Genomic DNA, 13,621 nt, shown 5'->3' with positions numbered 1-13,621 from the left:
GCCGACGGCGCGTCAGGGGTGCGGCACGACCACGGCCGAGGTCAGCATGCCGTGCCCCACGCTCCAGCGGCCCTCGAAGACCTCCAGCCGCCGCCCGCCGACCTCCGGGCCGGGGACGAGGAGGCGGGCGCGCAGGATGCCGTACGGCCGCCCACCGGGCTCCGGGACGAGCTCTATGTCGGCCTCCATGAAGTCCAGCCACTTCCCGGTGAGGGGGAACCACGCCTTGTAGACCGACTCCTTGGCGCTGAACAGCAGCCGGTCCCAGTGCACGCCGGGCCGTGCGGCCGCGAGCAGGCCGAGCCGCTGCCGCTCGGCGGGCAGCAGCACGGCCTCGGCGACGCCCTCGGGCAGCGCGGCGTGCGGTTCGGCGTCGATGCCGAGGGAGGCCAGGTCGGTGGCGCGGACCAGGGCGGCGGCGCAGTAACCCTCGCAGTGGGTCATGCTGCCGACCAGCCCGTCCGGCCAGCGCGGGGCGCCGCGCTCGCCGCTCAGGACGGGCTGCGGCGGGACTCCCAGCTTCTCCATGGCGCTGCGGGCACAGGCGCGCACGGCGGAGAACTCACGGCGGCGCTTGGGCACGGCCCGGGCGACCAGCGCCGCCTCCTCGGGGTAGAGCGGGGCCTCGCGGATCGCCTCGTCACCGAGCATCTCCACGGCCACCACCGACTCCGGGAGCAGCTCCTCGATCACCGGTTCCGACCTCCATCGGCAGAATGCGGCGCAACCGGCCCGGTTCCCCGGACCGCTTGCGCCACTCGCGGGGATATCCCACGGAGACCTCTTCGAAGCGGACCCCGTCGAGCCAGGTGGTCCGGGGGATGTGCAGATGACCGTAGACCATGGTGGCGACACGGAACCGGCGGTGCCAGTCGGCGGTGCGGGTGGTGCCGCACCACATGGCGAACTCCGGGTACCAGAGCACGTCCGTGGGGTGCCGGTCCAGCGGATAGTGCCCCGCCAGCACCGTCGGCAGGTCCTCCGGCAGCTCGGCGAGCCGGCGCTCGGTCTCCTCGACCCGGGCGAGGCACCAGTCCTCGCGGGTCGGGTAGGGGTCGGGGTGCAGCAGGTACTCGTCGTTGCAGACGACGCCGGTGCCGTGCGCGTACGCGAGGCCCTCCTCCTTCGTGGCACAGCCGGCGGGCAGGAAGGAGTAGTCGTACAGCAGGAACAGCGGCGCCACGGCGACCGGGCCGCCGGGCCCCTCCCAGACCGGGTACGGGTCCTCGGGGGTGAGCACGCCCAGCTCCCGGCAGAGGCCGACGAGGTGCTCGTAGCGGGCGACCCCGCGCAGGGTGACCGGGTCCTTGGGGTGGGTCCACAGGTCGTGGTTGCCGGGCGCCCACAGCACCTTGCGGAAGCGGCCGGCGAGGGTCTGAAGCACCCAGCGGATGTCCGCGACGGTCTCCGCGATGTCACCGGCGACGATCAGCCAGTCCTCGTCCGTCTCCGGACGCATCTTCTCGACGAGCTCGCGGTTCTCCGCGTACGAGATGTGCAGGTCGCTGATGGCCAGCAACTGCCCGGCACCCGCCGTGGACTCCACCCCGTACCCCTTCCGATCACGTCGTCGGCCCCCACCCCAACACATTTCGGGGGCCGGGAACAAGAGCACCCGCCCGGGGGCGGGGCCGGGCTTCGGGCCGTCAAGGAAACCGGCGTGGACGGTGCAGGAGAACGCGCGTGGACAGTACGGGGAAATCCGTAACACTCGCGTTGCACGCGGGGCCCCTCGAAAGCCGTATGATCCCCCCAACACCACCGCCACGAACTTCCCTTCGCCCAGGGCGGTTTGGTGTCCCTCCAACCACCCTGCCCGGGCACGGGCCCGCTGCCCCCTGCCCGAAAACCCCGAAAGGCGGCTTTAATGCGCTCTCGCGTACGCGTCTGGCTCAACCGCACGTACGCGGAGAACGTGTTCTTCATGGATCAGCTGCGGAGAAATCCCAGCGACCGGGCGGTCGAGATCCATGCGACGCACGGTGACGCCGACTCCCCCGTGCTGGCCGCCGCCGACACCGCCGACCTGGAGCCGGAGGGCCTGTCCCCGGCCGGCTACGTCGAGTACGCCCTCGACCAGTGCCAGCGTCGCGGCATCGATGTCTTCGTGCCCCGGCTGCACCAGTCGGCGATCGTGGCCCACCGGGCCGACTTCGAGGCGATCGGCACGGCCCTGCTGGCGCCGACGCCGGAGGGCACCGCGGTCTTCGAGGACAAGGCGACCGCGTACGAGGCGGTGAGCTCGGTGGGCGTCCCGGTGCCGCCCTGGTCGCGGGTCCGCACGGCGGACGAACTCGTCGCCGCGGTGGAGGAGTTGGAGGCGGGCGGGCACAAGGCCTGCTTCAAGCCGGCCGCCGGTGCGGGTGGTGTCGGCTTCCGCGTGATCACGCGCGCCCCCTTCTCGCTCTTCCACCTCAACGGGTTCCCCGGCCCGTACGTCCAGCTCGACCTGGTCGTGGACGCGCTGCGCCGCGCCGACCAGCCGGTGGACTGGCTGGTGATGCCGCGCCTCGAGGAGCCGGAGGTGTCCGTCGACTGCCTCACCGGGCCGGACAACCGGGTCCGGCTGGCCGTGGGCCGCACCAAGAAGGGGCGCCGACGCGGGTTCACCCTCGACGAGCAGTGGCTGAAGCCGGCGCGGATCATCGCCGAGGGCTTCGGGCTGCACTACCTGTCCAACATCCAGTTCCGGATGTACGGCGACCAGCCGGTGCTGCTCGATGTGAACACGCGGCCGGCGGGCGGGTTGCACCAGCTGTCGCTCTGCGGGGTCAACGCGCCTTGGGCGGCCGTGCAGTTGGCGCTCGGCGAGGACCCCGGGGTGATCGAGCCGCCGTTCCTGGGGCAGGACTACGCGGTGGTGTCCGGGCCGAAGCCTGTTCTGCCGTCGGTTCCTGTACAGCGGGAAGAGGCGGAAGAGGTGGTGCTGCAGGCGGCGGTGCCTGCGCCTGTTGCCGTCGGGTCGGTGGAGGCGGCGGAGGCGCTGCCGCTGTAGGCACGACGCCGACTGCGGGTCCGTTGTGGCTGATCGCGCAGTTCCCCGTGCCCCTTTCGGGGCGCTTCATCTCACCGGTATGGACCAATTCACGTCTGTCTTCTTGACAGGCGGATTGGTCCATACCAACTTTGTTGCGCACCTCCTTGCACCTTCGTGCAACTCCCGAACACCCCCACTCCTTCAGGGAGATCGCGTGCGCAACTCGCTCAGACGTTCCAGACGTCGGATATTCGCCCTGCTCGGGTCCGCCGCTCTCGCGCTCGCCGGAGCCATCGCGCTGCCCGGTACCGCGCAGGCGGCCAACATCCTGTCCAACCCCGGTTTCGAGTCGGGGAGCCTCTCGCCGTGGTCCTGCTCCGGGAACCTCGGCTCGGTCGTGTCCTCGCCCGTGCACGGCGGCTCCAAGGCGCTCGCGGGGGCCGCGAGTTCCAGTGACAACGCCCAGTGCACGCAGACCGTCGCCGTGCAGCCCAACACGACGTACTCGCTCAGCGGCTGGGTCCGCGGCTCGTACGTCTACCTCGGGGTGACCGGCGGTGCGTCCACCTGGACGACCTCAACGTCCCAGTACAGCCAGCTGACGGTCTCCTTCACCACCGGGGCCTCGCAGACCAGCGCCCAGATCTACGTCCACGGGTGGTACGCCCAGGGGACGTACTACGCCGACGACATCAGCCTCGACGGGCCCGGCGGCAGCTCCGACACCCAGGCGCCCACCGCGCCCGCGAACCTCACCTCCACCGGGAAGACCTCGTCGAGCGTGTCCCTGTCGTGGTCGGCGGCGACGGACAACGTCGGGGTGACGGCGTACGACGTCTACCGCGGGTCGACCCTGGCGACGAGCGTCTCCGGGACCTCCGCCACGGTGAGCGGGCTGTCGGCCAGTACGGCGTACACGTTCACGGTGAAGGCGCGGGACGCGGCCGGGAACGTGTCGGCCGCCTCCAACTCCGTCTCCGTGACGACGAGCGCGGGCAGCGGCGGCGGGACCGGGTTCAAGCAGGCCGCGCCCTACCTGTACGAGGGCTGGGGCGACCCGCCGAACCCGGCCACGGTGATGAACGCGACCGGCATCAAGAACTTCACCATGGCCTTCGTGCTGGACTCCGGCGGCTGCACCCCGGCCTGGGACGGCAGCCGGGCGCTCACCGGCGGCGTCGACCAGAGCGCGATCAACCAGGTCCGGGCGGCCGGCGGTGACGTCACCCCGTCGTTCGGCGGCTGGCAGGGCAGCAAGCTCGGCGCCAACTGCTCCTCGGCGAGCGCGCTGGCCGGGGCGATCCAGAAGGTGATCGACGCCTACGGTCTGAAATCCGTCGACATGGACATCGAGAACACGGACGAGTTCGAGAACGAGGCCGTGCAGGCGAAGATCCTGACCGCCCTGAAGACCGTCAAGGCCAACAACGCCGGTCTGAAGACGATCGTCACCTTCGGGACGTCCACCACCGGCCCGACGTACTACGGCAACCGGCTCATCGAGCAGGCCCAGTCGATCGGCGCCGACATCGACGTCTTCACGATCATGCCGTTCGACTTCGGCGGCGGCTCCGACATGTACGGCAACACCGTGGCCGCGGCCGAGGGGCTGAAGACCAAGCTGAAGTCCACGTTCGGCTGGGACGACGCGACGGCCTACGCGCACATCGGGATCTCCGGCATGAACGGACTGTCCGACCAGCAGGAGAACACCACCCCGGCGATCTGGACGCAGATCCGTGACTGGGGGAACTCGCACCACATCGCCCGGCTCGCGTTCTGGGCGGCGAACCGGGACCGCGGCTGCGCGGGCGGCGGCGTGGTGAGCAACTGCTCCGGCATCAGCCAGAGCGACTGGCAGTTCACCTCGATCACGGCCGGCTTCACCGGCTGAGCGAAGGCTGAGCGAACAGGAACCGTCGGCGTGGGGGTGCCTAGACCGGGTATCCCCACGCCTTCGCCATCTCGGCGAGCCGGGGCGGGAGTTCGGCGGCCGGGTCGGCCTGGCGGGCGGCCTGGATCCGGCCGGACTTGATCTCCTTGCTCCAGTCGCCGAGCTTCGGCCTGAACGTGCCGTGGTCCTGCTTGCCGTAGTCGAGCATGCCGCTCTCCCACGGGACACCGAGGTACTCGCAGAGGCCCCGGGTGACCCGCTCCGGGTCGGCGGTGAGGTCCTCGTACGTGATCACATGGGCGCCGGTGAGGTTCTGGCGGGCCTCTTCGAGCTTCTCGGCGTAGCTCAGCACCTCGGCGCGGATCGCCTCGTGGTCGGGGTCGGCGCGGCGGCTGGTCAGGGACCGGATGACGGCGCCGGGGTGGCGCAGCAGCAGGATGAACCGGGCCTCGGGCCAACATCGGTGCAGCCGGGGCCAGATGAGGGTGTTCGGCGGGGTCTTGTCGACGATGACGTCCTTGCCGCTGCGGCTGAGCTCCAGGTGCAGCACCCGGTCCCACAGGACGTGCTCCAGCTCCTCGCGGTCGAGGGCGAGTTCCTTCATGGCGTCCGCCGTGAACTCCCGGGACATGCGGACGTGCACCGTGCGCAGGTGCATCTCGTGCGGGGCGCGGATGCGGCTGTGGCTGTTCAGCAGGACCCGCAGCAGCGTGGAGCCGGAGCGCACCGAGGAGAGCACGAAGGCCGGGGACTGCACGAGGCGCGGGGCGAGCGGGGCCGTATACCCGTCGTCGGGGGCCTGCTGCGGCCGCTCGGCGGGGCGCTGGGTCGGGATGGCGTCCAGGGTCTTGCGCGGCGGGCTCACCGCCTGTGCCATGAGCCGGCCACGGCGCTTGAGCCCCTTGGCGATCGCTGACATTCGCGGGTCTCGCACGGTGATGCCTTTCTGTCGTCCCTGCCGTCCCGCATCCCAGGGGTGTCAGGCGAACCCAAGGTGTCCAGGAGGGAAACCGACAGGGTCACGGCGGCCCGAAAAGCCGCCGTGACCAGCCTACTTACCGTTCTCTTAATTCTTCATATGAGAAATCCAGACTTATAGCTCGAACCGGTTCAGAACCGGCCGGAACCGCGGTACAGCTCCAGCTCCCCGTCCAGTTCGACGGCGAGCACGGTGGCGTACGGGTCGAGGTCGGCCGCCGCCGGCGGGTCGATCCACAGCACACCGACCGCCTCGTGCAGCCCGCCGACCACCCGGTGACCGAGTTCGGTGCCGGTGCCGAGGACGGTGACCCTGTTCACCTTGGTCGCCAGGCCCCGGACGCCGATCTCGGCGCGCGGCGCGTCGAACAGGGTGAGGTAGAGGGTGCGCCGGTCGGCGGAGAGGGTGCTCGGGCCGTAGTGGTGCCCGGCCGGCAGGCCGCGTCCCGTCCCGTACACCGCCTCCGCGTGCCGGCGGATCCACTCCCCCAGCCCCTCCAGGCGCTCGACCTGCGGCTGCGGGATGGTGCCGTCCTCCATGGGACCGACGTCCAGCAGCAGGTTGCCGCCGCCCCCGATGGTCTCGGTGAAGTAGCGGATCAGCTGGGCGAGGGACTTGTGGTTGTGGTCGTGGTGCTGGTACCCCCACGAGTCGTTGATCGTCAGGCACAGCTCCCACGGGCCGTCCGGTGGCACGATGGGGGCGCCCTGCTCGGGGGTCGCGTAGTCGCCCTCGCTGAGCATCCGCGCGTTGAAGACGACGTGCGGGACGTACGACCGGATCAACGCGGCGAGTTCGGGGATCCGCCACTGCTCCTCGCTGCGGTCCCACTCCCCGTCGAACCACATCAGGTCCGGCCGGAAGCGGGAGGCCAGCTCCGTGATCTGGCCGTCCCGGTAGGCGATGAAGCGTTCCCAGGCGGCCAGGTCCTCGTCCTCGGCCGCCACCTCCGAGTACCGGTTGTCCTCCAGCTCCGGCGGGCGGCCCGGCTTGCGCGTGGAGGCGTAGTCGGGATGGTTCCAGTCGGAGTGCGAGTAGTAGAGGCCGACCTTGAGGCCGTGCGCGCGCAGAGCCTCGGCGTAGGGGCCGAGGTAGTCCCTGCCGAGGTTGAGGTCGCCGTACCCGGTGTCCCACAGGGCCACACCGTCGTGGTGACGGCTGGTGAGTACGGCGTACTTCGCGCCGGCGCGGGCGAACAGGTCCGCCCACGCCTTCGGGTCGTACTTGGCGCCGGTGAAGCGGCCCAGCTGGGACATGTACTGGTCGTGCGGCACGATGTCGTCGTAGAAGGACCAGGACTCCTGGACCCCGTCCACGGCGTAGATGCCCCAGTGCACGAAGATCCCCAGCTTGGCATCGGTGAACCAGGGTTGCATGGCCATCCGGTCAGCTCCTCTGCAGGCGGAGGGTGAGGATCTGGAAGGGGCGCAGCGCGACGGAGACGGTGTCGCCGTCCACGTCGGCGTCCTCCAGGGGGCGCTCGAGGAGGTCGGTCACCCGGGCGCCGGCCAGCGGGAAGCCGGTGCGCAGGACGCCCTGGGCGCGGCCGCCCCGGGACTCGTAGAGGCGGACCACGACATCGCCGGAGCCGTCGTCGGCGAGCTTGACGGCCTCGACGGTCACGCCGTCGCCCTCCACCGAGACGACCGGCTGCGGCTCGCCCGCCGCGTCGGCCACCCGCAGCGGGAGGTTGAGGGCGTAGCCCTCGGCGACCGCGTCCCCGATGGTGGCGCCGGGCAGCAGCGCGTAGGTGATGCGGTGGCGGCCCTGGTCGGCGCCCGGGTCCGGGACGCGCGGGGCGCGCACCAGGGAGAGCCGGACCGTGGTGGTCGTACCGCCGTCCTCGCGGACCGTGCGGGAGACGTCGTGGCCGTACGTCGAGTCGTTGATGACGGCGACGCCGTAGCCGGGCTCCCCGATGTGCACCCAGCGGTGGCCGGAGACCTCGAAGCGGGCCGCCTCCCAGCTGGTGTTGGTGTGCGTGGGCCGCTGGACGTGGCCGAACTGGATCTCGGCGGAGGAGTGCGCGGCGCGGATGTCCACCGGGAAGCCTGCCTTGAGGAACTTCTCGGCCTCGTGCCAGTCGATGTCCGTCTCGAAGTCGATCCGGGGGCTGCCGGCGCGGACGGTGACCGTCTGGGTGATCGTCGAGCCGTTGCCGAAGAGGCGGGTGACGCGGATCGCGCCGAGCAGCGGGTCCGTGTCGACGACGGTGATCTCGGAGGGGTCGAGCAGGTCGGTGTAGCGGTTCTTGTAGTGCTTGTCGACGTCCCAGGCGTCCCAGTAGTTCGGGAGGTCGGTGTGCAGGCGGAGCAGGTTGCCCTGGCCGGCGAGGACCTCACGGTTCGCGCGGAGGTCGTACACCGACGACAGGGTGCCGTCCTCGGCGATCTCCACCCGGACGAGTCCGTTGTCGATGACCCGGCCGTCCACGGTCACCGGCCGCGGGGCCTCGGCAGCGGCCGTCAGCGGCGCGCTGCCGCCCGCGGGGACCTCGACGTACACCGGAGTGCCCGCGGCGTCCCGGACGACCTCCGCACGGCCGTAGGGACTGGTGTTGAAGACCCGGGCCGCGCCGCCGCCCAGGGCGGTGACCGCCTCGGTGGTGAGCGCCTCCAGCTCCGCGGCGACACGCGCGTACTCGGCCTCGGCCTCGCGGTGCACCCAGGCGATCGAGGAGCCGGGCAGGATGTCGTGGAACTGGTGGAGCAGGACCGTCTTCCAGAGCCGGTCGAGCTTCTCGTGCGGGTAGCGGTAGCCGGGCGCGTGCAGCGCGGCCGTCGTCGCCCACAGCTCGGCCTCGCGGAGCTTGTGCTCGCTGCGCCGGTTGCCCTGCTTGGTGCGGGCCTGCGAGGTGTAGGTGGCGCGGTGCAGCTCCAGGTAGAGCTCGCCGACCCAGACCGGGGCGTCCTCGTACTCGGCGCGGGCCTTGGCGAAGAAGGCGTCCGGGTGCTCGACCTCGACGCGCGGGGAGCCCTCCAGGTCCTTCAGGCGGCGGGCCCGCTCCATGATCTCGCGGGTGGGGCCGCCACCGCCGTCGCCCCAGCCGAACGGGGCCAGCGAGCGCGTCGCACCGCCCTTCTCGGCGTAGTTGCGGACCGCGCGGGACATCTCCTCGCCGCTGAAGCGGGCGTTGTAGGTGTCGACGGGCGGGAAGTGCGTGAAGATGCGGGTGCCGTCGATGCCCTCCCACCAGAAGGTGTGGTGGGGGAACTTGTTGGTCTGGTTCCAGGAGATCTTCTGGGTGAGGAACCACTCGTTGCCGGCGAGCTTGGCGATCTGCGGGTAGGCCGCGTTGTAGCCGAAGGAGTCCGGCAGCCACACCCCCTTGGTCTCGACCCCGAAGTGCTCCATGAAGAACCGCTTGCCGTGGACGAACTGGCGGGCGACCGCCTCGCCGCCCGGCAGGTTGCCGTCGGACTCCACCCACATGCCGCCGACCGGCGCCCACTGGCCCTTCTTGACCGACTCCTGGATCCGGGCCCAGACCTGCGGGTAGTTGTCGCGGACCCACTCGTACTGCTGGGCCTGCGAGCAGGCGAAGACGAACTCCTCGTACTCGTCCGCCAACGATGTCACGTTGGAGAAGGTGCGGGACGTCTTGCGCTTGGTCTCGCGGATCGGCCAGAGCCAGGCCGAGTCGATGTGCGCGTGGCCGACGCCGGAGATGCGGTGGGCGCTGGCGTGCGCGGGCTTCGACAGCGCGGGCCTCAGGGCCTCGCGCACGGCGGCGGCCGAGCCGGAGACGTCGTCCAGGTCGAGCAGGTCCATCGCGTGGTCGAGGGCGTGCGCGATCTCGTGCCGGCGCGGGTCGTGCTCGCCGAGCTCCAGCATCAGCTCGCGCAGCACCTGGATGTCCAGGTCGAGGTGCCAGACGTCCTCGTCGAGGACGGCGATGTCGGCGCGCCTGAAGGTGTAGAGCGGCTTGTCCCCGGCCGTCAGCACGTCGCCGAGCGGGGTCGGCGCCGCGAAGTCGTTGGCGAGGATGTCGGGGTTGGAGGCGGCCTCGACCAGGTAGTCGATCACCTCGCCGCCCGTCGCCGGGTTGGCGATCGCCACGTACTGGTTGAGCGGGTTGACGGCCTTCAGCGGGGTCCCGTCGGTGAGGTGGACCAGGGCCTCGGCCTGGTTGCCCGGCCAGTCGCCGACGAAGCCGAGGTCGATGACGGCCTCGACGCGGCGGCCCGCGAACTCGGCGGGCACCTGGCCACGCATCCGGAACCAGGTGGTGCCCCAGGGCGGACCCCACGGGGTGTCCATGGCGAACGGCTCGTACGCGGCGGCCGCGGCCTCCTCGAAGGAGACCGGCTCCCCCGGGGCCTGCCACGCGGCGACCTCGAAGGGGACGGTGGCCGCGTAGATCGCGGGCTTGATGCGCTGGTTGTGGAGGCGCTCTACGCGCTCCTCGATCCGGCGGCGTTCGTCGTGCATGGGAAGTCTCCAGAAGAGGTTTGGAAAGCGCTTTCCGAGCGGCTGGTCACTTAAGATACGCGAGGCCCGGGTGGACCTCGGTGTACCCCTCCACCAGCCGTCGGGCGACGTTCACCGAGTCGACCAGCGGGTGCAGCGCGAACGCCTTCACGGCCGTCGTACGGGAGCCGGACTCGGCCGCGGCGAGCACCTCGCGCTCGACCGCCTTGACCGCGCAGACAAGACCGGTGGCGTGGTCGGGGAGCGGGGCGACGGCGACCGGGTGGGCACCGTTGGCGTCGACCAGGCAGGGCACCTCGATGACGGCCTCGCCGTCGAGGGCCGAGAGGGTGGAGCGGTTGCGGACGTTGAGGATCAGGGTGGTGCGCTCGTCGCGGGCGATGGCCCGCATCAGGGCGAGGGCGACCTTCTCGTAGCCGCCGGAGAGGTCGTCGGCGTCGCGCTCGCCGGCGCCGGCCGTCTCCCGGTTCTCCGCCATGTAGGTGGCCTCGCGCTCGGCGCGGGTGCGGTCCCAGACGTCCAGGGCCCTGGCACCCGGGTCGGTGACCGCCTCGTAGAAGTGCGCCTGCTGGTCGCGCAGGAAGGCGCCGCGGGTCTTCTCGGCCTGCTGGTAGGCGCGGACGGCCTCGCGGTTGAAGTAGTAGTAGTGCAGGTACTCGTTGGGGATGGCGCCGAGGGACCGGAGCCAGTCGACGCCGAAGAGCTTGCCCTCCTCGAAGGAGCCGAGCAGGTCGGGGTCGGCGAGCAGGCGCGGGAGTTCGTCGCGTCCCTCGATGTGCAGGCCGCGGACCCAGCCGAGGTGGTTGAGGCCGACGTAGTCGATCCAGGCCTCCTTCGGGTTCCCGCCGAGCACCCGGGCGATCCGGCGGCCGAGGCCGACCGGGGAGTCGCAGATGCCGATGACGCGGTCGCCGAGGTGCCGGGACATGGCCTCGGTGACGAGGCCCGCGGGGTTGGTGAAGTTGATGACCCAGGCGTCCGGGGCGAGCCGGGCGACCCGCCGGGCGATGTCGACCGCGACGGGCACGGTCCGCAGGCCGTAGGCGATGCCGCCCGCACCCACCGTCTCCTGGCCGAGGACGCCCTCGGCCAGGGCCACCCGCTCGTCGTTCGCCCTGCCCTCCAGGCCGCCGACCCGGATCGCCGAGAAGACGAAGTCCGCGCCGGTGAGGGCCTCGTCCAGGTCGGTCGTGGCGGTCACGGCGGGGGCGCCCGGGACGCCGGCCGCCTGTTCGGCCAGGACCCGGGCGACGGCGGAGAGCCGGCCGGCGTCGAGATCGTGCAGCACGACCTCGGTGACCCGCCCCTCGGCCCGGTCCGTCAGCAGTGCGCCGTACACGAGCGGCACGCGGAACCCGCCACCGCCCAGAATCGTCAGTTTCACGCTTGAGCCTTTCCTGCCAGGACCACCTCGACGCGGGCTTCCTCCAGGGAGGCCCGCGTCGCCGGGTCCACCGGCGCGTTGGTCACCACCATGTCCAGGTCCCCGGGACCGCAGACCTTCGCCATGCCCGTGCCCGGGAACTTGGCGGCATCGGCGAGCAGCACGACCTTGTCGCTCGCCCCGATCATGGCGCGCTTGACCGGCACCTCCACGACCGTCGTGTCCATCACCTGGCCGCCCGGGCGCACCCCGCTGGTCCCGAGGAACAGCCAGTCGGCGTGCAGCTGGCGCAGGTTGTCCTCGGTGAGGAACCCGACCAGGGAGCGGTACTCACGGCGGAGCATGCCGCCGAGCAGCACCAGTTCGATGCCCTCGTCGTCGGCGAGCTCCTCGTAGACCACCAGGTTGCTGGTGATGACGGTGAGGCGGCGGCCGTGCAGCTGCCGGGCGAGCCGGAAGGCCGTGGTGCCGATGTCGAGCAGCACCGACTGGCCGTCCTTGACCAGCGCCGCCGCGCACGCGGCTATGGCGTCCTTCTCGGCCACGCGCACCTCGGCGACCTCGGCGAAGGGCTGGTCGCCCTCCTCGACGACGGCGCCGCCGTGGACACGTGTGAGCAGCCCGTCCTCCTCCAGCTTGACCAGGTCACGCCGGATGGTGGCCGGACTCACGCTCAGCTGCTCGGAGAGGTCGGTCACAGAAGCGGGGCCACCAGCGCGCAGGGCCCGCAGGATGAGTTGGTGTCGTCGTTCTGCCAGCACGCGGCGAACACTACTCGTCATCTTCAATCAAATCCATGCTCAGTTCTGCTCGGGTATTGACCAATCTCTCCGAGCAGCGCACGATTCCCGTCATCGAAAATGACGAGTTTTGACGAGAGGCTGCGCACGTGGACGACGACAGGCCCGATGTGCTGCTGACCGGGCTGCTCTTCTACGACCTCGTCCTCACGGGGCTCGGCAAGCCGCCGACGCCGGGCGAGGAGATCTGGACGGCCGGTATGGGCTGCGGCCCCGGCGGCATCGCGAACCTCGCGGTGGCCGCGTCCCGCTTCGGCCTGCGCACCTCGCTGGCCACGGTCTTCGGGGACGACTTCTACGGCGAGTACTGCCGGGACGTCCTGTGCGACCAGGAGGACATCGACCTCTCGCTCTCCCGCACCGCGGACGGCTGGCCCACCCCCGTCACCGTCTCGCTCGCCGCCGGCCACGACCGGGCCCTCGTCACGCACGGCCAGGAACCCCCGTACTCGCAGGACACGCTGATGGGCGACCCGCCCGAGGCGCGCACCGCGCTCGTGCACATCGAGGCCGAGCCGCGCGAGTGGATCGCCAAGGCCGCGGCGAACGGCACCCACGTCTACGCCGACGTCGGCTGGGACCCCACCCAGGAGTGGTCCCGCGACCTGCTCGACCAGCTCGCCCTGTGCCACGCCTTCCTCCCGAACGAGACCGAGGCGATGGCCTACACCCGCACCGACACCGCGGTCGCGGCCCTCGGCACGCTCGCGGAGCTGGTGCCGGTGGCGGTCGTCACCCGGGGCGGGGACGGCGCAGTCGCCGTCGACCAGACCACCGGCGAGTACGCCGAGGTCCCGGCCCTCCCCGTCGACGTCCTGGACGCCACGGGCGCCGGGGACGTGTTCGGGGCGAGCTTCGTCACCGCCTCCCTCGGCGGCTGGCCGCTGGCCGAGCGGCTGCAGTTCGCGGTCCTCGCGGCCGGGCTCTCCGTACAGCACCACGGCGGCGCCCTCGCGGCCCCCGGCTGGTACGGCGTCGACCGCTGGTGGCGCTCACTGACCGATCCCGAACTGAGGAAGACCTACGGCTTCCTCGCCGACCGCCTGCCGGCGGACGTGGGCCCCCCGGTGCACCACGCCCCGGTCACCCCGCCCGCCCGGCAGCCCTGATCCGCACCCGTCCGCAGCCCGACGCCCCACCGTCCAACGCCCCACCG

The 13,621-nt window shown here is 71.3% G+C and carries 10 protein-coding genes; 3 read left to right on the top strand and 7 right to left on the bottom strand.

What is annotated here, in order from left to right; translation table 11 throughout:
* Positions 1-12: 12 nt before the first annotated feature.
* A complete protein-coding gene (locus tag ACZ4UV_RS11555) occupies positions 13-693 on the bottom strand; it encodes a 4'-phosphopantetheinyl transferase family protein (protein WP_451018558.1) in 681 nt (226 codons plus the stop codon).
* Positions 641-1,546, bottom strand: coding sequence for a metallophosphoesterase family protein (locus ACZ4UV_RS11550; RefSeq protein WP_451018576.1), 906 nt, complete (start codon positions 1,544-1,546; stop codon positions 641-643). The genes ACZ4UV_RS11555 and ACZ4UV_RS11550 overlap by 53 nt, the downstream gene beginning before the upstream one ends.
* A gap of 321 nt (positions 1,547-1,867) precedes the next feature.
* Here ACZ4UV_RS11550 and ACZ4UV_RS11545 point away from each other — a divergent pair, with 321 nt between their 5' ends.
* Both ACZ4UV_RS11545 and ACZ4UV_RS11540 read left to right on the top strand, forming a co-directional pair.
* Entirely contained in the window at positions 1,868-2,995 is a 1,128-nt protein-coding gene (locus ACZ4UV_RS11545; protein ID WP_467837505.1) for an ATP-grasp domain-containing protein, read from the top strand.
* A 196-nt stretch (positions 2,996-3,191) separates the two neighbouring features.
* On the top strand, positions 3,192-4,871 hold the full coding sequence (locus ACZ4UV_RS11540) for a carbohydrate binding domain-containing protein (RefSeq protein WP_390037277.1): 1,680 nt from the start codon (positions 3,192-3,194) through the stop codon (positions 4,869-4,871).
* 40 nt (positions 4,872-4,911) lie between these two features.
* Here ACZ4UV_RS11540 and ACZ4UV_RS11535 read toward each other — a convergent pair whose 3' ends face one another.
* The 5 genes from ACZ4UV_RS11535 to ACZ4UV_RS11515 form a co-directional block, all read right to left on the bottom strand.
* Complete coding sequence (locus tag ACZ4UV_RS11535; RefSeq protein ID WP_390037279.1) at positions 4,912-5,790, bottom strand: sulfotransferase family protein; 879 nt, start codon at positions 5,788-5,790, stop codon at positions 4,912-4,914.
* 191 nt (positions 5,791-5,981) lie between these two features.
* The gene (locus ACZ4UV_RS11530; RefSeq protein ID WP_451021071.1) at positions 5,982-7,232 is read right to left on the bottom strand and encodes an alpha-L-fucosidase; all 1,251 of its coding nucleotides are present in this window, start codon (positions 7,230-7,232) and stop codon (positions 5,982-5,984) included.
* 4 nt (positions 7,233-7,236) lie between these two features.
* On the bottom strand, positions 7,237-10,281 hold the full coding sequence (locus ACZ4UV_RS11525; protein ID WP_467837502.1) for an alpha-mannosidase: 3,045 nt from the start codon (positions 10,279-10,281) through the stop codon (positions 7,237-7,239).
* Between the two features lie 46 nt (positions 10,282-10,327).
* Positions 10,328-11,665 (bottom strand): 6-phospho-beta-glucosidase, encoded by a 1,338-nt coding sequence (locus ACZ4UV_RS11520; RefSeq protein WP_467837500.1) that lies wholly within the window; start codon positions 11,663-11,665, stop codon positions 10,328-10,330.
* The gene (locus ACZ4UV_RS11515; protein WP_351496176.1) at positions 11,662-12,426 is read right to left on the bottom strand and encodes a DeoR/GlpR family DNA-binding transcription regulator; all 765 of its coding nucleotides are present in this window, start codon (positions 12,424-12,426) and stop codon (positions 11,662-11,664) included. Before ACZ4UV_RS11515 ends, ACZ4UV_RS11520 begins: the two co-directional genes overlap by 4 nt.
* 128 nt (positions 12,427-12,554) lie before the next feature.
* On the opposite strand from ACZ4UV_RS11515, the gene ACZ4UV_RS11510 reads away from it, so the two are divergent.
* Entirely contained in the window at positions 12,555-13,574 is a 1,020-nt protein-coding gene (locus tag ACZ4UV_RS11510) for a carbohydrate kinase family protein (RefSeq protein ID WP_451021067.1), read from the top strand.
* The last annotated feature ends 47 nt before the right edge of the window (positions 13,575-13,621 follow it).

It is taken from the genome of Streptomyces sp. NPDC028289, from assembly GCF_055565975.1.
This window is presented reverse-complemented; position numbering and strand designations above follow the sequence as displayed.